The sequence below is a fragment of the Streptomyces spiroverticillatus genome, from assembly GCA_014650415.1.
Lineage (GTDB): Bacteria > Actinomycetota > Actinomycetes > Streptomycetales > Streptomycetaceae > Streptomyces > Streptomyces spiroverticillatus.
Map to the genome: position 1 here is coordinate 1 of BMUX01000041.1, position 21,087 is coordinate 21,087.

Below are 21,087 nucleotides of genomic sequence, written 5' to 3' on the forward strand. Positions count from 1 at the left end.
GCTGGACGGTGACCTCGATGGCGCCCGGGTGGCTGAGGGAGTTCTTGGCCTGGGGGGCGGTGATGCGCAGGACGCCGTCCGCGCAGGTGACGGTGGTGGCCTCGGCGGCCTTCTTGTCGCGGCTCTTGGACGGGTCGGCGGGGCGGACCTCGACGGTGGTGTCGGTGCGGTCGGCGGCGATGAGGCGGATGCTGCCGGCGGGGAGGTCGAGGTGGGCGGTGACGGCGGTGGCGGTGGCGAAGGTCTGCATGTCAAGTCCTTTGGTGGGGGCCGGTATTGGTGTCCGGCTCGCTCTTTCCGATGACCTGAACGCTACGTTGCCTTCACCATCCCGGCAACAACTTCGTTGCACACAAACCCTGTTATCGCAGGCCAGAGCCACGATTTCGTTGCAACTCCCTGCCGCATAACGCAACAACAGGCACTACTTCCATTGCAATGGAATGAGCGTGAACGCTATGGTGGGCCACAAACGCCGCACAGCGGACCGCACTTGGGCCATCCGCACTCGAGCGAACCGCACTTGCACGAAGGAGACCGTGATGCCCGGAGGCCGACTCAGCCAGCAGGAACGCCAGCAGATCGCGCTGGGCCTGGCCGACGGACTCGCGTACGCGGAGATCGCCCGCCGCCTCGACCGCCCCACCTCGACCGTCACCCGCGAGGTCATGCGCAACGGCGGACCCGCCTCCTACCGCGCCGACCTGGCCCACCGCGCCACCGAACGCCGCACCCAGCGGCGCAAGCCCGCCGCCCCGGCCGCGCGCGGCCCGCAGGCCGCACCGCTGCCGCACGGCCGCGATCCGGAGGCGGTGCGCGCGTACGAGGAGACGTTCACGACGGTCCAGATGGCCGGCGGGATGCCGCAGATGATGGCCCGGGTGATGGCCGCCCTCATGGTCACCGACTCCGGCAGCCTCACCGCCGCCGAACTGGCCCGGCACCTCCAGGTCAGCCCCGCCTCGGTCTCCAAGGCCGTCGCGTTCCTGGACAGCCAGGGCCTGGTGCGCCGGGAGAAGGACGACCGCCGCCGGGAGCGGTACACGGTCGACGACGACATCTGGTACCAGGCGATGATCGCCAGCGCCCGCTCCACGGGCCAGGTCGTGGGCACGGCCCGGGAGGGCGTCGCGGTCCTCGGCCCCGGCACCCCGGCCGCCGTCCGCCTGGAGAACGTCGCCCGCTTCATGGACTACGTGTCGGAGGCCATCGCCCGGGCGGCGGAGCAGGCCCGCGACATCCTCCACGCGAAGCCCGCGGGCGAGTCGACTCCCGTACAGGACTGACGAGTCACTCGCCCCAGGCCCGCAGCTTCTCCGGGTTGCGGACGGCCCAGATGCGCAGGGCCCGGCCGTCCGCGCCGACCCCGAACGAGGCCACGGTCATCACGTCCCCGTCGCGGACGGCCACCAGACCCGGCACCCCGTTGACCGTCCGTACGAGAAGCTCCAGGCCAGGGGCCTTGTCAGCGATGGCCACCAGGTACGCGGCGATGCGGGACGCGCCCTCGACCGGGCGCAGCACCGTACCGACCAGGCCTCCCCCGTCGGCGGTCATGACGGCGTCCGGGTCCAGCAGCCCGACCAGGCCGGCGACGTCCCTGGCCTCCCAGGCCGCCTTGATCCGCCGTACGGTGTCGTCCTGCCGGGCGACCACGACCGCACCCCGCACACCTTGCGCGTCCCGCACCCGCTTGCGCCCGGAGGCAGCAAGCTGCTTGCAGGCGGCGGGAGTTCGCCCGACGATCCCCCCGATCTCGGCGAACGGATACCGGAAGACGTCGTGCAGCACGAACGCCACGCGCTCAGCGGGCGTCATCGACTCCAGCACGACCAGCAGGGCCATCCCGACCGACTCGTCCAGCACCATCTGGTCGGCGGGATCGGCCCCGGTCTCCCGCCCCCACTCGGCCCGGTCGGGCAGCGGTTCGGGCAGCCAGGCCCCCACGTACCGCTCCCGGCGCGCCCGCGCGGAGCCGAGCACGTCCAGGCAGATCCGCCCGGTGACGGTCGTCAGCCACGCCCCCGGCGACGCGATCCCGGCACGCTTGGCGTCCGGCAGCGCGTACCAGCGGGCGAACGCCTCCTGCACGGCGTCCTCCGCCTCGGCCAGCGAACCGAGCAACCGGTACGCCACATTGAGCAGTTGCCGCCGCTCACCCTCCACCAACGTGTCCATCGCGCCCCCGCCTTACCTTTCGCGCGCCCGTGTCGTCGGGCTGATCGAGACCTTATCGATCTACTGCTCGCGGACGGAGAACTCGCGGGCAGAAAAGAGGACCGGACCATGGCAGCGACCCAGACCGCTCAACTCACCACCCGCCGCTTCGACTTCCTCCGGCTGACCGTCGGCCTCCAAACCCTGACAATCTTCCTCCAGGCGGTCTCCTCGGGGCTGCTGCTGTCCACCTCGTACGGCGAGACGCTGCACAGCGCCGGGGCGCGGGTGATGTACGGGGCGACGATGCTGTACGTCCTGGCGGCGGTCCTCGCGTGGAAGCCGGGCGGCGGCTCCCCGCGCCCCGTCCTGCACGCGACGGGCTTCCTGGTGCTGGCGTCGGTGCAGGTGGCGGTGGGCATCGCGCACGTCCCGGCGGTCCATCTCCCGCTGGGCGTGCTGATGTTCGGGCTGAGCGTGCTGGCGCTGGTGCGACGCTGAACTCCCGTACGGCGCGCGGGACACGGGGGCCGTACGGCCGTTCCGGCCCCCTCCGCGCGCTAGCATCGCGGCTCCCCCTTTCGCACCACTTCGGGACCGTTCATGCACTCCTGGCCCGCGCCGACGCGCATCCCCGGCAAGCCGTACCGCCACCCTCGCCGGCCGCCTCGCCGCGAACCCCGGCTCCCCCTGCTGGTGCGGCTGGCCTGCGTGCTGGCGCTCGCGGGCATCGGGCTCGCGTCCTGGGCCTTCTGGCTGTCGGTCCAGGAGTTCCGCGACCTCTCGGCCCTGCGCACGGAGATCGAGGACAGCTGCCAGGGGCTGGTGGACCCGGACGAGGTGCTGAGGCTGAACGGGGGGATGCCGCAGCACGTACGGGGCTCGGCGTACTCCCGCGGCTTCGACACCCCGGGCCCGCTGGGCCTGTGCCGGGTCCACCGGACGGCTGAACCCGGTTCCCTTGAGCAGGAGTTCGTGCTGGGCATCGCCTCACAGCCCACCCCGGGAAGCACGACGCGCATCACGGACCGCTCCGACCGGGAGGACTTCCGCCACCACTTCCCGGACGACCCGGACGTCCCGCACACCTCCGACGGCAAGCCCTCCGCACCCCGCGCGGGCAGCACTCCCCCGAATCCGCTCGGCGACGGCACCCTGGGCCACTACGACCGCCGCTCGGCCACCGTGTACGCGGTATGCCGCAACCCCGCCCGGACGACCGGCAACGTCACGTCCGTCCGGGCCACGGCACGCGTCCGGGACAAGTACCCGAGCCCGGACGACCTCGCCTCGCTGACCCGCATCGCCCACCGGGCGGCACGACGCGTGGCCGACCGCGCCCACTGCACGCCGCCTCCCGGTGCACCCCCGGCCCAACTGGCCGCCCCTGAATCCCTGTTCACGCCCGTCACCTCAACGCCCCGTACCGGAACCTGCGGCTGGTACGGCCGCTTCGTATCCGCCCGAGGACGCGGCGCCCACCCCGACCTGGTGCTCGGCGCCCCCACGGGCAGCACCCCGTGGACCGAGCAGTGCCAGCTCCTGGTCAGCGTCCGCGAGGGGGCGCGGATCAGCGCCCGGCACGCCCTCGATCACCCCGCGTACCGGTCCCGCCTCGCCTACATCCCGTACGAGGAACGGATCCGCTTCTCCCCCTGGCTGGTCCGGGCGGAGACCCGCTTCGGCGACGAAACCGCCGGTGTCTTCCTGGACGGCCTCGGCATCGGCCTCCGCCGGGAGGGTGCCGTCGCCCCCGGCGGCGCGGGCCGCAAGGGGGCCGGCATCTGGTGGGCGTCCTCCGTCTGCGGCGGCCGCCCCGCACTGCACACCCTGACCGTCCCCGACCCGTACGACTCCGTGATCCAGGATGGGATCTCCCCCCTCTTCCGCGCGTACGTCGACGACGTCGCCCGCCGCCACCACTGCACCGGGCTGAAGTTCCCGGGCCCGGCCGACTTCCGCGGATCCGGCTCCTAGGCCATGCTCTGCGCCCCGTCCAGGGACTCCCGCAGGATGTCCGCGTGACCGGCGTGCTGGGCGGTCTCGGAGGCGATGTGCAGCAGCGTGCCGCGCACCGACCACACCGCGCCGGGCTCGTTCCAGGGCGCTTCGGGCAGCGGCCAGGTGGCGTTCAAGTCCTTTACAGTGCGCACCAGTTCATCGGTTTCGGCCGCGGCCTTCTCGTAGGCGGCGAGCACGCCCTCCAGGGTGTCGCCGGGCATCATCCGGAAGCCCTCCTCGTACTGTCGGCGCCCCTCCTCGGTCATGGCGGCGGCGTCCGGGACGGACGAGGGGCCCGCCACGATGAACCCGGCCCACATGCGCTCCACGGCGGTCACGTGCTTGACCAGCCCGCCCAGACAGAGACTGCTCGCGGTGGTCCGCAGGCCGGCCTGCTCGTCGGTGAGCCCGCGGGTGGTGTGCCGCAGGAAGTACCGGCTCTTGGCCAGCACGGCGAGCAGGTCCGCCCGCTCGCTGTCGAGCGGGGCGGGGGTGGAGGCGCCGGGGGTGGCCGGTCCGTCGACGGTCATGTCACTGCCTGCTCTCTGCGTTGCCTGTTTCTTGCTCCGACACGACGAACGTTACGGACCCACTAGGCCAGAACAGGTCCTACTTGCCCGCGATCGGCGGGTCGCCCGAGCACAGACAAACGGTTCGACACCGGCCCCGTGGCCGGACAGGCTTCGGCCGATGACGAGAATCAGTGACACCCCGACCGCCTGGGACGAACGCACTCAGCTCACCACCTTCCTCGACTACGCGCGCGACACCGCCCGCGTGAAGTGCGAGGGCGCCTCCGAGGAGCACGCCCGCACCGCGCCCCTCCCGGGCTCTCCGCTGATGACGCTGAGCGGGGTGATCAACCACCTGCGCTGGGTCGAATACTTCTGGTTCCAGATGATCTTCCTCGGCGAGGACGACGAGGGCCCCTGGACCGACGAGGACCCCGACCGCGAGATGCGCATCGCGGTCGACTTCCCGCTCCCCCAGCTCCTGGCCGAGTACGCGCAGCAGAGCGCCCGCTACCGCGAGCTGGTCGCGGAACGCGCCCTGGACGACAAGGCCGTGTGCCCCGTACGCAGCGGCACCCACGTCGACCTGCGGTGGATCCTGCACCACCTCACCGAGGAGACCGCCCGCCACAACGGACACCTGGACATCCTGCGCGAGCTGCTCGACGGCACCACCGGCGACTAGTCGGCCCCCGGAAAAACCCCCGCTCAGGACGGTGCGCCGGTGTTAGCTTCACCGGCATGACCAAGCTGACCGAGCTGACCGAGCGGACCGAGCTGACCGCACCCACCGCCCGCCTCCACGCCTCCTGGCTCGAAGCCCGCGAGGAGTGGGAGCCGGGCGAGCACCAGCCCGGGGCGAGCCTGGTGCTCGCGGGCGGGGACCTCGCCGACCCCGAGGTCTTCGCCGCGTGGGTGGCCGAGCTGAACCGGCAGTCGGACCCGTCGGCCGAGGTCGGCGAGGGGCGGGTGCACGCCACGCACTGGTGGATCACGGAGGGCGACACCTACCTCGGGGCCATCGACCTGCGGCACGCCCTGAACGACTTCCTGCTCGACGCGGGCGGGCACGTCGGCTACAGCGTCCGCCCCTCCGCCCGGGGGCGCGGCCTCGCCTCCTGGGCGCTCGGCGCGGTCCTGCCCGAGGCGCGGGCGCTCGGCCTGGACCGCATCCTGGTGACCTGCGACGACACCAACACCGCTTCCGCCCGCACCGTCGAGCGCAACGGGGGCGTCCTGGAGGACACCCGGATGACGGTCCTGGGTCTCAAGCAGCGCTACTGGATCACGGTGTAGCTCCTCATCCGGAAGGCACGGCTGGCACGGTCATCCGGGCTGCACGGGCGCGCCGCCGAACCCGATCTCGTTCCCGTCCGGGTCGCGGAAGGTCGCCTTGCGGACTCCGTTCTCGTACGTCTCGGACTCGGCCGGTTCCAGGCCGCGCCCCGCGATCGCCGCCAGGCGGGCGTCGAAGTCGCCCACGAAGAGGGTGAGCAGGGCGTGGCCCGCGTGTTCGGGCCGCACCTCGATGTAGACGTACCGGTGCTCGCCCACCTCCCACACCGCCTCGGTGTCGTTGGGGAGGAAGGCGGGCGGGCCGCCGAAGAGGCGCTCGTAGAAGGCCGTCGCGGCCGCGTAGTCCCGTACCGAGATGCCTGCGAAGAGGTCCACGTCTGCTGCGGTCATGGACCCAGGCTAGGACGCCCCGGGGACAGTCCCGGTCAAGCGCGCGCCACCGCCGTCCGCGCGCTCGCGCGGGTTCAGGGCCTGCCCCTCCGCGAAGACCTTCTCGTACGAAGTCCCCAGCGCGGCCCGGCAGTTGGCGGCGACGCGTCGGACGTCTCCTTGTTCCTCGACCGGCAGCGGGGCTCCCCGTGAGGCCTGGGCGGCCGAGGCCGTGCCGAGCAGCCGGGCCGCGTCCGCGTGGCGTCCGGCGAGGGCGTGCGCGTCCGCCAGGCCCTCCAGGGCGAGGGCGACGGCGCGGTCGTCACCCGTCGCAAGGGCGGTGGTGCAACCGGATTCGTGCAGTTCACGGGCCCGCTCCGGCTCGCCCCGCAGTTCCGCGACGAAGCCCGGCTCGGCGAGGAGCAGCGCGTTCGCGCCGTCGAGGCCGACCTCGCAGTGCCAGTCCAGGACCCGGCGCAGGTGGGTCTCGGCGGCGTCCAGGTCGCCCGCCCGGCGGGCACCGAGCCCGAGCACCGCGTTGATCTCGCCCGCCTTGAAGCCGTGCGCGGCGGCCGGTCGGCGGGACTGCTCGTGGCGGTCGTGGGCCTCGGTGAGGGCGGCGGCGGTGCCCCACGCGTCGCCCAGTTCCCGGAAGCTGCCGAGGGCCCGGGCGGTGAGCCCTTCGCCGAGGGTCATGTCGCCCGTGCCGCACAGCGAGTGGGCGAGGAACCAGCGGGCCCGCTCCTCCTGGTGCGGCTCGCCCAGACCCTCGTACGCCTTGAGCGCGGCCATGATGCGGGCCTCCCGGTCGCGCCCCTCGCCCGCGAGGACATCAGTGCCGACCTGCCACGCCCCCATGCACGCAGCGCCCGCACCCCGAAACGCCTTATTGGACAGGCCACTTACGGGACAGACGGAACAAACCACCGCTCCATGTCCGCCACTTGCCCATGTGGTCGTGCCACTTCACCGAAAGTCCCCGCACGACCCTTGCGGCCCGCACCCGCCATGCCCCACAGTCCCCTGCTGTAAGGCTGTATGCGCATTCACCGGTACGTCACGCACGCCCCGGACGCCTCCGCACGCCCCGCACCCCCCACCCACCTCGGCCCCACCCCGATGGGAGACCCCGTGCCATCCCCCCGCCGCCGTACGAGAACCGTCGCCCTCCTCGCCCTCGCCGCCCTCACCGCCGGTACGGCCACCGCCACCGGCCAGAGCCTCAACGCCGCCGCGAAGCGAGGCCGTTGGGCCGCCGTCACCTGGCTGGACGACACCGCCGTCCCCGACTACACCCCCGACACCGCCTCCCTGAACAAGCACAAGGCGCCCCAGTGGTTCTCGGACGCCAAGTTCGGCACCTTCATCACCTGGGGCGCCTACTCCGTCCCCGCCTACGCCCCCAAGGACGCCGCCCAGGGCAACCGGTACGCCGAGTGGTACTGGTCCGAGCTGAACCGCAAGGACTCCCCGACCCAGAAGCGGCACAAGGAGAAGTACGGCACGAACGTCGCCTACGACGACTTCCTGAAGCAGTGGAAGGCCGAGAAGTGGAACCCGGACGAGTGGCTGAAGCTGTTCAAGGAGGCGGGTTCCAAGTACTACGTCCTGGTCGCCAAGCACCATGACGGCGTCGCCCTGTGGGACTCCGCCGTCTCCGACCGCGACACCACGTCCTACGGCCCGATGCGCGACATCGCCAAGGAGCTGGTCGACGCCAACAACAAGGGCGGCTACGGGCTGAAGAACGGCATGTACTTCTCCATGCCGGAATGGCTCGGCCCCGACACCCCCAAGCAGTGGGGCGGCTGGTTCGGCTCCGGGGCGCCCAAGAACCCGTACACGGGGGAACCCGTCCCCTACACCGGCTACAAGCCGGTCGCGGACTGGGTGAAGGACTACCAGTACCCGCAGATGAACGAGCTGGTGGACCGCTTCGACCCGGATCTGTTCTGGTGCGACATCGGCGGGGTCAACAACTCCGATCAATTCATGGCGCGTTACTACAACCAGGCCAAGAACCGGGCGAACCCCAAGGACGTCGCCGTCGACAACCGCTGCGGCAACCAGCACGCCGACTTCACCACCCCCGAGTACTCCACCGAGCCCGACATCAAGAAGTCGGCCTGGGAGGCCAGCCGCGGCATCGGCCACAGCTACGGCTACAACGCGGAGGAGGACATCAACGACTACCTCACCGACAAGGACCTGGTGACGTCGTTCATCGACACCGTCTCCAAGGGCGGCAACCTCCTCCTCGACGTCGGCCCCAAGGCCGACGGCACCATCCCCGACCTCCAGGCGCAGCGCCTGCGCGGCATCGGCGCCTGGCTGAAGATCAACGGCGAGGCGGTGTACGGCTCCGGCTACTGGACGCAGGCCGAGGACAAGGGCGCGAACGTCCCCGTCCGCTTCACCAAGCAGCCCAAGGCCCTGTACGCGACGGCCACCGCCTGGCCGGGCACGCAGCTCACCCTCACGGCGCCCGTCGACGTCGGCAGCGGCGACGAGGTCCGGCTGCTGGGGTACGACAAGCCGCTGAGCACCTACCGCGACGGCTCCGGCAGGCTGGTGATCACCATGCCCGCCGCCGGGCAGGCCGCCACCCCGTCGAAGAACGCGTGGACCTTCCGCATCGCCCCCAAGGGGTACAGCGCCGCCACCGCCGACCTGCTCGACGTCGGTGTCTCCGCGCCGCCCTCCCGTTCCGGTACGTCCGTGAAGGCGACCGTGACCCTTGCCAACCGGGGCGACCGCGCCACCCTCGCGGGCACCGCCACCGTCACCCCGTCCTGGGCGGGCGCACAGCAGGTGACCGTGACCGTCCCCGCGCTCAAGCCGCACCAGCGCATGCACGCCACCCTCGACCTGGCCCTCCCGGCGGGCACCTCCCCGGGCACCGAGCAGATCACCGCGAAGGTCGGCACGCGCGGCCAGAGCTACACCGGGCGCGGCGAACTGCGCGTCATCGGCGCGAGTGTGCCCGTCGACCTCGGCGCGATCCGTGACGCCGACGTCATCGCCGACGCCTCCGCACCGGCCGACACCGACTTCGCGGGCAAGGGCATCGGCTACCCGGCCGAGGAACTGCCCAAGCCCGGTCCGTACACCTCGGACCTGGTCCGGTACGAGTGGCCGTCCGGTGCCCCGGGCGTCAAGAACGCGGTGAAGGCGGGCGACGACCGCAAGGTGACCGTCCCCCGGGGCTCCTACGGCGCACTCGACCTGCTGGCCTCCACCGGGTACGGCCCGGGCGACCTGCCCGTCGTCCTGCACTACGCGGACGGCAGCACCCAGGAGGTGAAGGCGTCCGTGCCGGACTGGGTGACCGGCGGCGGCACCCCGGCGCTGACCAGCCCGTACCGCTGGCTGAACGGCAAGCGGCAGGACCTGAAGGTCAGCGTGTACGGGGTGCGGGTGCCGGTCGACCCCGGCAAGGAGCTGACGGCGCTCACCCTGAGGAAGGCGTCGGGGCCGCAGGGCCCGCAGGCGACGTCGTACGTCTTCGCGGCGACGCTGGAGAAGTGAGTGCCCCGGGGGCCGGTTACTCCGGCGGAGTCGGAGTGTCCGGCCCCTGGAACATCGTCTGGATGTCCATCTCCAGCTTCACCGTGGGCCCGACGATCGCGATGCCGCGCGCGAGCATGTTCCGCCAGTTCAGGGTGTAGTCCTCGCGGTGGAGTTCGGCGGTGGCGCGGGCGGCGCAGCGCAGTTCCTCGCCGTACCCGCCGTTGACGGCGCCCAGGTAGGCGGTGTCGAGCGCCACCGACCGGCTCACCCCGTGCAGGGTCAGCGCGCCCTGCACGGACCAGGTGTTGCCGCCCCGGTAGACGAAGCGGTCGCTGACGAAGTCGATGTACGGGTAGTTCTCGACGTCGAGGAAGTCGGCGGACCGCAGGTGGGTGTCGCGGGTCTTGTTGCCGGTGGTGAGGCTGGCGGCCTCGATCCGTACCCGTACCTCCGACTCCTCGGGGTTCTCCGCGATCCGCACCCCGCCCTCGAACTTCTGGAAACGGCCGTGCACGTTCGCCATGCCGACGTGCTTGGCGATGAAGCGGATCGCGGTGTGCGGCGGGTCGATCAGCCACATGCCGGGGCTGGGCGGCTCCAACTGCTGGGCGACCTCCAGCTCGACGCGGCCCATGCTGAGGGTCTCGCCGGGCTCGATGTAGAAGGACCAGCTCGCGGGCCGCATCGACTCGGCGGTCATCAGCAGCCCGTACTCACCGGCCGGCAGTGCGGCGGTGAACAGCCCGAACAGGTCGGTCGTGCCCTTCGCGACCACCCGGCCGTCGCTCTTCGCGGTGACGGTGATCTCCGCCCCGCCGAGCCGCTGCCCGACCGGGTCCACCACCTCGCAGCTCACGGTCCCGGCACCGCGCGGCACCGGCAGTACGAGCCCACCGCCTCCCGCACCGCCGGACTTCGCCCGCGCACGCCGGAGGAGGGAGAGGACCATGGAGTTCACCTTTTCACTGGGAGACGACTGCCGCCGACCCGGTCAGCGGACCGGAACGACTCGTTCAGTTGTCTCATACAGCGAACTCGGATCCGAAACCGCGTCACACCCTCGTCACACGGGCACACGGGCACACGGGCACACGGGTACCACGGGCACCACGGGCACCACGGGCACCACGGGCACCACGGGCACGCGGCCTACTGCGGCGGACGGTCCGGAGTGATGTGCTGTCCCCGGTGCTGCCGCCGGTACTTCCGGTCCCACTTGTCGCGCTGCTCGCGCCGGGCCCGGTACTCGCCGTACCCGCCCTGCCCGTCGGCACGGTGGACGCTGCCCTTCCCGTACCAGACGGCGAGGTAGACCAGGACCGCCGCGGCCAGCCACCAGGCAGGCTGCGAGAACCCCATCAGCACCAGCACCACTACACAGATCCCCAACAGAACGACCATCACAGGCCCCCTCTGGAATCCCCGCTCGCACCCAGTCGGCAGGAGTCGTCGGTTCAACTCGTGCCGGGGGCCGGGGCAGGGCCAAGCCTAGACCCGCGCGCCCCCGGGCGACAGGGTCGTGAAGGCGGCCGGGCAACGGCTGACGCCACCGTGAACTCCCTTGCCCCACAAGACACTTGTCGGACGTTTTCCTCGCGCGGCCCGGTGCGGCGTCCTACCGTTGCAGTCCCAGCTCAGGAAGGCGGGGTGGCGCATGAGGCCGAGGCTGAGGCATCTGGTGGTCGTCGTCCCCGGCATCGGCGGCAGCGTGCTGCACACTGCGGACCGGGCGGCCCGCTGGGACGAGCACCGCCGCCGGTTCGTCGCCGCGGCCACCCGCCCGCACCGGCTGGGCCTGGACGCGCAGCCCGACCTGGTGCCGGTCGGTCTGCTGCCGGACATCACGCTCGTCGGCCCGTTCGTCACGCCGGGGTACGACGCTCTGGTGCGCGGGATCACCCGCCACTTCGACGGCGTACGGATCGACGTCGCCCGGCCGGGAAAACCCCGGGACCTCCAGGCCGACCTGCTCCTGTTCCCGTACGACTTCCGGCGCGGCGTCCAGCACGCCGCCGCACGCCTGGCCGCCGAGATCGCGGACCGGCTGTCCGGCGAGCACCCGTCGGCGCGCCACCGGCGGGTCATCGTGGTCGCGCACTCCCTGGGCGGCCTGGTCGCCCGCCACTGGCTGGGCCCGCTCGGCGGAGCACCGCAGTGCGCGGCCCTGATCACGCTCGGCACCCCGCACCGGGGCGCGCCCAAGGCCCTCGACGTACTGGTCAACGGACTGAAGGTGGGCCCCAAGCGGCTGTCGCGCCTGACCGACGTGTTGCGTCAATGGCCTTCGGTGTACGAACTCCTGCCGCGCTACCCGGCCGTGGGCCGCCCGGACGGCACGCCCCCGCTGCGGCCGCACGAACTCCCGGCCGGCGACCTCCTCGCCCCTGCCTTCCTCACCGGCGCGAAGGCCGCCTTCGCCGTCCACCAGGACATCGAGGCCGCCTGGACCGACCTGGACCGACCCCCCGATCTGACGGCCGTGTTCGGCCGGGGCCACGCCACTCTCCAGCACGCCCTGCTCTCCCCCGGCGGCCTCACCCTGGCCAAGACCTCCGCCCCCTGGCTCCCCAACCCCTCCTGGCTCGGCGACGGCACGGTCCCGGCGATCTCCGCCGTCCCCCTGGAGCTGGGCGAGGACCTCCGCGTCCGCCGGGCCGTTCCGGACCGCCACCTGGCACTGCCCGCCTCCGCGACCGTCCTCGCCCTCCTCACGGAGTACGCGGGCGACTCCCTCACCGCCGTCCGGGGCGACCCGCCCGACCGCCCCTGGCTCGGCCTGGACGTGGACGACACGGCCCTCTCCGGCACCCCGGTGCCGGTGGGCGTGACCCTGCACGGCACCCCCGCCGACGAACGCACCCGGGTCCGGCTCAGGCTGCGCACGGCCGACACGACACCCCCGTGGCAGCCGTGCCCCCGCTCCGGCGACACCACCTGGCAGACGACCCTGCTGCCGCCCGGCCCCGGAACGTACACGCTCGACGTCATGGCCACGGGCATCCCGGTGACCTCCCGCCTGCGCACGGGAGAGGTGCTGGGCGTGCTGGACGCGGAGGCTCTGGGGGCGGAGTCGTGAGCGGGGACCTGAGCCGGGCGCAGCCCAACGCGACGGGCGCGGGGGCGGAGTCGTGAGCGGGACGTGGCCGCGCTGGGCGGGCAGTGTGCCCGGCGACCTGGTCCGGTACGTCCATCGCGGGCACGGCGAGGACCCCTCGCACCGCACCCCCGCCGACTTCCTCGGCACCGCCCTGCCCGCCCCGGGGGACGGTCCGCCCGCCGCCCGGGCGCGTGCCCTGTACGAGGCCTTCGCCGCCTTCCGCATCCAGTACGCCGACGAGCCCACCACCAGCGACCCCGGCCGGCAGGCCGTCCGCCCGCCGGACCAGGTGCTGGCCCGGCCCCGGCACGGCACCTGCCTGGACCTCGCCCTCGCCTACTGCGGAGCCTGCCTGGACGCGGGCCTGCACCCGCTGCTCGTGGTGCTGGACGGCCCCGCCCCGGGCCTGCCCGCGCACGCCGTGGTCGTCGTCTGGCTCGACGGCACCTGGTCCAACCGGGCCGACCCCGCCTACCCCTGGGCGGGCACGGGCCCGGTCCACCACCCGTACCCCCCGGACCTCCTCGCCGAACTCGCCGACCTGGGCGACGACGAGGACGCCCCCGGCTCCTTCCTGGCCGTCGACATCACGGGCGTGGCCTCCCGTCCCGACGCGGCCGACCCGCGCCGCCGCACCCCGCAGTCCTGGGCGCGGTCGGTGGCCCACGCCACCGCGCTCCTGCGCACGGCCCCCGCCGACCGCCGCACCGTGACCGTCGACGTCGGCCTCGCCCACGCGGACCGCACCCCGCACCCCCTCCCCCGCCAGCCCAGCGCCGACATCCTCGCGCCGCCCTACCTGCCGGTGCCCGAGGACTCCCACGGCGGCGCCCGCCCGCTGCCCGCCCTGTGGGCCCGCCACGACACCATCCGCTTCCACCCGCGCGACGAACTCGACTTCCTCCAGGGCTGGTTCGCCTCGCCCGACCCCGCCGTCCCGCCCACCCGCATCGCCCTCCTGCACGGCGTCGGCGGCTCCGGCAAGACCCGGCTCGCGGCCGAACTCGCCCGCCGGCTCGCGGCAACCGGCTGGTACACCGGCTTCCTGGTCCGCGACCCGGACCCCGAGGACCGGATCTCCCTGGCGAACGTCGTCTCACCCCTGCTGGTCGTCGTCGACTACGTGGAGGACCGCAAGTCCGAGGACGTCATCCGGCTGCTGCGCGACCTGCGCGAGCGCGACGCCCCCACCTGCCTGCTGCTCACCGCCCGTACCGTCAGCAGCTGGTGGGACGAGGAGATCGCGGACGCCCTGCGCCAGGAGGTCCATCCGTACGTCCTGCACTCCAGCCCCCTCGCCGCCCGCCACCCCCGCCAGGCGGGCGTCTACCGGGCCGCCCTGCGCTCCTTCGGCGCACCGGAGAGCACGGTCCTGGGCAGCACCCCGCCGCGCGACCCGGACGCGGGCCGGTGGACCACCCTGGACCTGGTGATGCTGGCCTGGCTGACGGCCCGTACGCAGCCGGCCCCCCGCTCGGAGCAGGACCTGTACGAGGAGATCCTCGGCCACGAACTGGGCTACTGGGTACGGGCGTACACGACGCAGATCGGCAAGCCCTCCCGCCGCACCCGGGCCCTCCTGCGCGAGGCGGGCGCCTGCCTGAGCCTGCTGTCCCCCCGCGAGACCCGCCTCGACCACACCCTCACCGCCCTCCCCGAACTGTCCTCCGACGCCCGCCGCCGCGACGAGATCGCCGCCCTGCTCGCCGACCTGCTGCCCGCCGCCCCGGAGGACGGCACCCTGGCCGTCCGCCCGGACCCCCTGGGCGCCCACCTCACGGCCACCGTCTTCGGGGCGGACACGGCACTGCTGGCCCGGTGCCTGACGGCCGCCGACGACACCGAGCGCCTGAACGCGTGCGTGAGCGTCTCCCGTACGGCATCCGTGACCGACGCGTCCCACGCCCGGCACCTCGCCGAGGCCGTCCTGCACGCGGCCCCCGGGGTGTGGCGCCCGGCCCTGTCGGTCGCCGCCACGCAGGGCGGGGCCTTCGTCGAGGCCCTGGAACAGTTCGCGGCCACCGACAACACCCCCCTGCCGCTGGCCGAACTCGCCACGACCGTCCCCGTCGGCCACAGCACCCTGCGCGGCCTCGCCCTGATCGCCACCCGGCGTTCCGCTCCCGAGGTCCCCGACGGCAGCCCCGAAGAGCTGCGGGCGGCACGCGCCTCATGGCTCCACAGCCTCGCGATCCGTGAGGGCCGGGTGGGCAACCGCGAGGCGGCCCTGGCCGCGTTCACCGAAGCCGTGGCCCTCTACCGCCCGCTGGCCGCGTCCGCTCCCGGCGCGTTCCGCCCCGACCTCGCCACCGCGCTCGGCCACCTCGCCGCCCAGCTGAGCGAGTCCGGTCACCGTGAGGCGGCGCTCGCCTCCGCGACCGAGGCCGTGAGCCTCCACCGCGAGCTGACCCGCGACCACCCCGGCGCACACGCCGCCGAACTGGCCGCTGCGCTCTCCCACCTCGCCACCTGCCACAGCAGACTCGGACACCACGAGGCGGCGCTCGCCTCCGGCACCGAAGCCGTCGACCGCTACCGCGCGCTCGCCGAAGCCGCCCCCGGCGCGTTCCGCGACGAACTGGCCGAAGCCCTCAACAACCAGGCGGTCCAGCAGGCCAACACCGGAGACCACGCGACCGCCCTCGCCACGATCACCGAGGCCGTGCACCTCCGCCACACCCTCGCCCACGAGGACCCCGCCACGTTCCTCCCCGGTCTGGCGGGCTCGCTGAGCAACCTCGCCAACGAGCAGAGCCACGCCGGAGACCGTGCGGCGGCCCTCGCCACCAGCGCCGAAGCCGTACGGATGCACCGCACGCTCGCCGAGGCCGACCCCGGCGCGTTCCTGCCCGACCTGGCGAGCTCCCTGGGCAACCTGGCGGTCCGGCAGAACGACACCGGCGACCACACGGCGGCGCTCGCCTCCACCACCGAGGCCGTTCGCCTGCGCCGCGAACTCGCCGAGGCCGACCCCGGCGCCTTCCTCCCCGACCTCGCCGCCTCCCTCAACAACCTCGCCGTCCACCAGGCCGACGCCGGGAACCACGCCGCAGCACTCGCATCCCTCACCGAAGCCGTACGCCTCTACCGCGATCTCGCCGAGGCCGAGGCCGACCCCGGCGTGTTCCTCGCGGGGCTGGCCTCCGCCCTCAACAACCTCGCCATCCACCAGGGCATCGCCCGTCAGCCCGAGGCGGCACTCGCCTCCGCCGTCGAGGCCGTCGAGATCGGACGCACCCTCGCCGACCGCCTCCCGGCCGCGTACCGCCCCGGCCTCGCCGCCTACCTACGCACCCTCTCCACCCAGCGGAGCAACACGGGAGACCACGAAGCGGCACTCGACGCCGCCGGCGAGGCCGTCCACATCAGCCACACCCTCGCCGAGGCCGATCCCCCCGCGTTCCTGCCCGACCTCGCGAGCTCCCTCGCCCACCTCGCCGTCCACCAGGGCAACACCGGAAACCACGCCGCGGCGCTGGCCTCCGCCACCGAAGCGGTCGCCCTCCACCGCGGCCTGGCCGAGAACGTCCCCGCCGCCTTCCGGCCCCACCTCGCGGCCTCCCTCCTCACCCTCTCCGTCCAGCAGAGCAGCACCGGAGACCCCGAAGCGGCGCTCGGCTCCGCCACCGAGGCCGTCCGCATCCGCCGCACCCTCGCCCATGACGACTCCGCCGCGTTCCTCCCCGCCCTCGCCGCCGCCCTCGCCGAACTGGGGGACCGGCAGACCGACACCGGGGACCACGTGGCGGCACTCGACTCCCTCGCCGAAGCGGTCCACCTCCGCCGCACCCTCGCCGAGTCCGACCCCGGCGCGTTCCTCCCCGACCTCGCCGTCTCCCACTTCCGTCTCGCCGCCAAGCAGAGCAACGCCGGAGACCCCGAAGGGGCGCTCGGCTCCGCCGCCGAAGCCGTCCGGCTGCACCGCGACCTCGCCCGCAGCAACCCCGACGCCCTCCCGGGCCTCTCCACCTCCCTCCACAACCTCGCCCTCCACCAGAGCAATGCCGCCGACCGCACGGCGGCGCTCGCCTCGCTCACCGAGGCGGTCGGCATACGCCGCACCCTCGCCCGCGACCACCCGCGCGCCTTCCTGCCCGCCCTCGCCACCTCCCTCACCGAGCTCGGGGACCGGCAGAGCGACGCCGGCGACCACACGGCCGCCCTCGACTCCCTCACCGAAGCGGTACGCCACTTCCGCGACCTCAGCCGCGACAACCCCGCTCCGTTCCTCCCCGGCCTCGCCCGCGCCCTGGACGGCCTGTCGGTCCAGCAGCACCGTGCGGGAGAACGCCGGGCGGCCCTCACCTGCCTGACCGAGGCCATTGACATCCGCCGCGTCCTCGCCCAGTACAACCCGGGGGCCTTCCTCACCGACCTCGTCCTCTCGCTCGACCACCTCTTCACCCAGCTGGGCGAGCGCCGGCGGCTCGGCCGGGCCTGGCGGATCTTCGACGAAGCGGGCGCGGACCTCCCGGCCGGCCCCCGGGCCGAGTTGTTCACCGCCCGCGCGCAGTGGCGTCACCGTCACGGCGACCGCGCCGGAGCAGTGACGGACCTCCTCACTGCCGTGCGCCTCGCGGAGGAAACCACCGAAGCCGTCTGGGCCGGTCGTACCCGCCGCGGCATCCGGATCCTGGTCGAGGAGACACACGGTCAGGAACAGCCCGGTCCCGCCCCCTCCGCCTTCCCCGCCCTGCCCTCCTGGGCCACGGCCCCGCTGCCGGCCGAACTGGTCGAGCTGTTCGACGACTGGCTCTCGGTTCCGGACGTGCCCGAGGAGGACGCCTTCCTCCGGCGGGCGTACCCGCTCCTGAGCACACCACGGACGCGTCAGGCCCTGGAACTCGCCCGTGTGCTGATCCCGGAGGCCCCCGGCCTCGACGACCTCGCGGACCTCCTGGACGCCGCCCACGAGCTGGGCCTCGATCCCGTGCTCGCGGAACGCCGCACCGCCCGCGCACGGGCCGACCTGGTGGACGAGTGGCTCGCCACCCCCGACTGGCCGCAGGACATGGCCTTCCTCGCACACCATCCCGGGCTGGCCGAGGACCAGGGGATACGGGAGCTGCTCGCCGCGCAGCCGGACGACCTCGCGTCGGCCCAGCACCTGGGCATCCTGCTGCTCGCCGAAACCCTCGCCGTCCCGGAGGTCTACGACGCCGTCACCGATCCCGACACGGCGGTCGAGTTGGCCATGGACCTCGTCGAACAGGGCCGCCCCGAGCTGCTCCGTCCCCTGTGCCTCGCGGCTCCGTCCCTGACCGGGACGCCCTTCGTCACGCCGTACCTGTCCGCCGTGCGGGCGGCGCTCTCCCCCGGCCCGGACCCCACCGAGACCGACGCCCTCATCACCGAAGCCGCCGCCCAGGCCACCGAGGTCCAGCGCGGCGCGGGCGCAACCCGCCTGCGCCGCCTCGCCGAGCACCACCCCGAGCACGCACCCGTACTGATCCACCTGGCGGACCTGCTCTCCGCGAGCGCGCCCTGCGCATGAACAAGGGCCCCCGCGGTCTCCCGCGAGGGCCCTTGCCATGACTGCCGTGCAGCTCAGAACGTTTCTGCCCTGTCCTGCTGCGGTGGGGCGGGTGGGACTCGAACCCACGGCCGACGGATTATGAGTCCGCTGCTCTAACCGGCTGAGCTACCGCCCCCACACGGCGTGGCGCGTACACATGTACGCGCCGTCTGCCGCAGCATAGCCGGTCATACGATCTCCCGCCTCGGATGCCCGGCAACACATGACCATGAGGACTTCCGGGCTGCCCGGACGGTTCCCGAACGTGCCGCACGCCACACGAAGAGGGGCCGCGGACCTGTTCGGGAAACGAAGAAGAGGGCCTCCGTGGAGACCCTCTTCCTCTTCCTGCTCCCCCGACTGGACTCGAACCAGTAACCCTCCGGTTAACAGCCGAATGCTCTGCCAATTGAGCTACAGGGGACCGCGCTCCCCCGACTGGACTCGAACCAGTAACCTGCCGGTTAACAGCCGGCTGCTCTGCCAATTGAGCTACAGGGGATTGCTGCGGTTGCACCGAATGCACCTCCCACCGGTCTTCCCGGGGGCGTGCGCTCGCTGCGAGACATACATTAGCGCAAGCAGGGGGGTGCTCCGCCAATCGGTATGCCCCGGGATGATCAGCGGGCTCGACGGGTAGGCGGATCGCACACCGACACCGTTGCAGGAGAAGGGTGGCAGCCATGCGCTACCGGCTCACGTTCGTCGCCGGACTGGCCCTCGGATACGTGCTCGGCACCCGGGCCGGGCGCGAGCGGTACGAGCAGATCAGGAAGTCCGCCCGGCGGATCTCCCAGAACCCGGCCGTGCGGAACACCGCGGAGTCGGCGGCCCAGACCGGACGCGACTTCGCGGGCAAGGCGCTGCACACCGTCACCGACAAGGTCGGCGACAAGGTGACCGGCCGGATGCCCGAGTCGGTCGCCCAGCGGGTGCGCTCGCTGCGGGAGCGCGGACAGGGCGGCGAGGACGACTGGGGGACCAGCAACACCTGAGCAACTGAGCAACTGAGCAACACCCGAGCAACGCCTCAGCGACACCTGAGGACGTGCGCCGACAGGGAGGCGCCTCCCTGTCACAGGATTCACGGCTGCCGCATTCCGCCTCGGTGGGGTGCGGCAGAATCATGTGCATGGGCATAGTCGCGGGGTTGGACAGTTCCTCCGGTTTCACACACGTCGTGGTCTGCGACACGGACACGGGCGCCGTACTGCGTGAGGGGTACGCCCCCCATCCGGTCGAGGAGAAGGCCACCGAGGCCGATCCGCAGGCGTGGCTGCTGTCGCTGGGCGAGGCCGCCGCGGACGGGCTGCTCGACGACGTACAGGCCATCGGGGTTTCGGCGCAGCAGCACGGTCTGGTGCCGCTGGATGCGAACGGGCAGCCGGTGCGGCCCGCGCTGCTGGGCAACGACAAGCGGGCGCAGGTCGCCGCCGCCGATCTGGTCGAGGGGCTGGGCGGCCGACAGGCGTGGGCGCAGGCGGTCGGGTCCGTCCCGACGTCGCCGCAGCCGCTCGCCAAGCTGGCGTGGCTGGCCCGGCACGAGCCGGAGAACGCCGCGAGGATCGCCGGCGTGATGCAGCCGCACGACTGGCTGGTGTGGCAGCTGCTGGGCCGCCCGGCAAGGAGGACCACGGACCGGGGCGCCGCCTCGGGCACGGGTTACTGGTCGGCGGCCACCGGGTCCTACCGCCCCGATCTGGTCGAGCTGGCGCTCGGGCACCAGGCGGCGCTGCCGGAGGTGCTCGGTCCTTCCGAGGCGGCGGGCATGACGCCGGAGGGGCTGCTGATCTCGGCGGGCACCGGCGAGACGATGGCCGCGGCCTTCGGGCTCGGGGTGGCCGTGGGGGACGCGGTGGTCTCGCTGGGGGCCTCGGGTTCCGTGATGGCGGTGCACCACGAGGCGCTCGCCGACCCGAGCGGAATGATCACGTCGTTCGCCGATGCGACGGGCATGCATCTGCCGGTCGTGCACACGTCCAATGCGGTACGGGCGCTGCGCGGGACGGCGGAACTGCTGGGCGTGGAGGGCGGCCTGGAGGAACTGTCCGCGCTGGCGCTGAAGTCGACGCCCGGCTCCTCGGGCCTGGTCCTGCTCCCCTACCTGGAGGGCGAGCGCACCCCGTGGCTGCCGCACACCGCGGGCACGCTGCTTGGGCTGCGGCGGGAGTCGATGAAGCCGGAGCACCTGGCGCGGGCCTCCTTCGAGGGGATGCTCTGCTCGCTGGCGGACGCGATGGACGTACTGCGCGGGCGGGGTGTGCAGGTGCGGCGGGTGTTCCTGCTGGGGGCGGCCGCCGAGCTGCCCGCGGTGCAGGGGATGGCGCCGATGATCTTCGGTACACAGGTGGTGGTGCCCGCTCCGGCGCAGTACGCCGCGCTGGGTGCGGCCCGGCAGGCGGCGTGGGCGCTGGGCGTGGCCCAGGGGACGCTGTCGCCCCAGGAGCCGCCGGCCTGGCGGGGTGCGGTGGCACAGGTGCTGGAGCCGGGCGACGAGGCGGCCGTGGGTGCGGCGATCCGCCAGCAGTTCAAGGCGGCCCGCGACCAGGTCCACCCGGGGGCCTTCGAGACCGGGGCGGAGTAGGGGGCGGGGCCGGGAGGCTTGACCCGGGTTTGGAACAAACCCGTGG

16 protein-coding genes, 3 tRNA genes and 1 pseudogene are annotated in these 21,087 nt (G+C 73.0%); 10 read left to right on the top strand and 10 right to left on the bottom strand.

What is annotated here, in order from left to right:
* Positions 1-250: pseudogene (locus IE269_RS41865) on the bottom strand (DUF4097 family beta strand repeat-containing protein); the annotation flags it as partial.
* A 292-nt stretch (positions 251-542) separates the two neighbouring features.
* Between IE269_RS41865 and IE269_RS41870 the strand changes: the two are divergent.
* A complete protein-coding gene (locus IE269_RS41870; RefSeq protein WP_189828618.1) occupies positions 543-1,286 on the top strand; it encodes a GbsR/MarR family transcriptional regulator in 744 nt (247 codons plus the stop codon).
* 4 nt (positions 1,287-1,290) lie between these two features.
* Here IE269_RS41870 and sigJ read toward each other — a convergent pair whose 3' ends face one another.
* Positions 1,291-2,178, bottom strand: coding sequence for an RNA polymerase sigma factor SigJ (gene sigJ / locus IE269_RS41875; RefSeq protein ID WP_189828619.1), 888 nt, complete (start codon positions 2,176-2,178; stop codon positions 1,291-1,293).
* Between the two features lie 108 nt (positions 2,179-2,286).
* On the opposite strand from sigJ, the gene IE269_RS41880 reads away from it, so the two are divergent.
* Both IE269_RS41880 and IE269_RS41885 read left to right on the top strand, forming a co-directional pair.
* A complete protein-coding gene (locus IE269_RS41880) occupies positions 2,287-2,658 on the top strand; it encodes a hypothetical protein (RefSeq protein ID WP_189828620.1) in 372 nt (123 codons plus the stop codon).
* Positions 2,659-2,760: 102 nt separating this feature from the next.
* On the top strand, positions 2,761-4,134 hold the full coding sequence (locus IE269_RS41885; RefSeq protein WP_189828621.1) for a hypothetical protein: 1,374 nt from the start codon (positions 2,761-2,763) through the stop codon (positions 4,132-4,134).
* Here IE269_RS41885 and IE269_RS41890 read toward each other — a convergent pair.
* Positions 4,131-4,688 (bottom strand): DinB family protein, encoded by a 558-nt coding sequence (locus IE269_RS41890; RefSeq protein WP_189828622.1) that lies wholly within the window; start codon positions 4,686-4,688, stop codon positions 4,131-4,133. The two genes, IE269_RS41885 and IE269_RS41890, sit on opposite strands and share 4 nt — an antisense overlap.
* Positions 4,689-4,848: 160 nt before the next feature.
* On the opposite strand from IE269_RS41890, the gene IE269_RS41895 reads away from it, so the two are divergent.
* Together IE269_RS41895 and IE269_RS41900 are read left to right on the top strand one after the other, a co-directional pair.
* A complete protein-coding gene (locus tag IE269_RS41895; protein WP_189828623.1) occupies positions 4,849-5,355 on the top strand; it encodes a DinB family protein in 507 nt (168 codons plus the stop codon).
* A 56-nt stretch (positions 5,356-5,411) separates the two neighbouring features.
* Complete coding sequence (locus IE269_RS41900) at positions 5,412-5,966, top strand: GNAT family N-acetyltransferase (RefSeq protein WP_189828624.1); 555 nt, start codon at positions 5,412-5,414, stop codon at positions 5,964-5,966.
* Positions 5,967-5,996: 30 nt separating this feature from the next.
* Here the strand turns inward: IE269_RS41900 and IE269_RS41905 are convergent, their stop codons facing one another.
* A complete protein-coding gene (locus IE269_RS41905; RefSeq protein WP_189828625.1) occupies positions 5,997-6,356 on the bottom strand; it encodes a VOC family protein in 360 nt (119 codons plus the stop codon).
* Positions 6,357-6,365: 9 nt separating this feature from the next.
* Positions 6,366-7,193, bottom strand: a complete 828-nt coding sequence (locus IE269_RS41910) for a hypothetical protein (RefSeq protein WP_189828626.1) — start codon at positions 7,191-7,193, stop codon at positions 6,366-6,368.
* Between the two features lie 273 nt (positions 7,194-7,466).
* On the opposite strand from IE269_RS41910, the gene IE269_RS41915 reads away from it, so the two are divergent.
* Positions 7,467-9,863: an alpha-L-fucosidase gene (locus IE269_RS41915; RefSeq protein WP_189828627.1), complete on the top strand. Its 2,397-nt coding sequence runs from the start codon at positions 7,467-7,469 to the stop codon at positions 9,861-9,863.
* Positions 9,864-9,879: 16 nt separating this feature from the next.
* On the opposite strand, the gene IE269_RS41920 is transcribed toward IE269_RS41915, so the two are convergent.
* A complete protein-coding gene (locus tag IE269_RS41920) occupies positions 9,880-10,794 on the bottom strand; it encodes a YceI family protein (protein WP_189828628.1) in 915 nt (304 codons plus the stop codon).
* A gap of 200 nt (positions 10,795-10,994) precedes the next feature.
* Positions 10,995-11,246, bottom strand: a complete 252-nt coding sequence (locus IE269_RS41925) for a hypothetical protein (RefSeq protein WP_189828629.1) — start codon at positions 11,244-11,246, stop codon at positions 10,995-10,997.
* 253 nt (positions 11,247-11,499) lie between these two features.
* On the opposite strand from IE269_RS41925, the gene IE269_RS41930 reads away from it, so the two are divergent.
* Both IE269_RS41930 and IE269_RS41935 read left to right on the top strand, forming a co-directional pair.
* Complete coding sequence (locus tag IE269_RS41930) at positions 11,500-12,921, top strand: esterase/lipase family protein (protein WP_189828630.1); 1,422 nt, start codon at positions 11,500-11,502, stop codon at positions 12,919-12,921.
* Between the two features lie 52 nt (positions 12,922-12,973).
* On the top strand, positions 12,974-18,436 hold the full coding sequence (locus IE269_RS41935; RefSeq protein ID WP_189828631.1) for a tetratricopeptide repeat protein: 5,463 nt from the start codon (positions 12,974-12,976) through the stop codon (positions 18,434-18,436).
* Positions 18,437-18,519: 83 nt separating this feature from the next.
* Here the strand turns inward: IE269_RS41935 and IE269_RS41940 are convergent.
* The 3 genes from IE269_RS41940 to IE269_RS41950 all read right to left on the bottom strand — a co-directional run bounded on the left by IE269_RS41940 (position 18,520) and on the right by IE269_RS41950 (position 18,959).
* Positions 18,520-18,593: transfer RNA gene (locus tag IE269_RS41940), tRNA-Ile, on the bottom strand.
* Positions 18,594-18,808: 215 nt separating this feature from the next.
* Positions 18,809-18,881, bottom strand: a tRNA-Asn gene (locus tag IE269_RS41945).
* Positions 18,882-18,886: 5 nt separating this feature from the next.
* Positions 18,887-18,959: transfer RNA gene (locus tag IE269_RS41950), tRNA-Asn, on the bottom strand.
* Between the two features lie 181 nt (positions 18,960-19,140).
* Between IE269_RS41950 and IE269_RS41955 the strand changes: the two genes are divergently transcribed.
* Together IE269_RS41955 and IE269_RS41960 are read left to right on the top strand one after the other, a co-directional pair.
* Positions 19,141-19,452, top strand: coding sequence for a YtxH domain-containing protein (locus IE269_RS41955; protein ID WP_189828632.1), 312 nt, complete (start codon positions 19,141-19,143; stop codon positions 19,450-19,452).
* A 137-nt stretch (positions 19,453-19,589) separates the two neighbouring features.
* Positions 19,590-21,041, top strand: coding sequence for an FGGY family carbohydrate kinase (locus IE269_RS41960; RefSeq protein ID WP_189828633.1), 1,452 nt, complete (start codon positions 19,590-19,592; stop codon positions 21,039-21,041).
* Positions 21,042-21,087 lie beyond the last annotated feature (46 nt).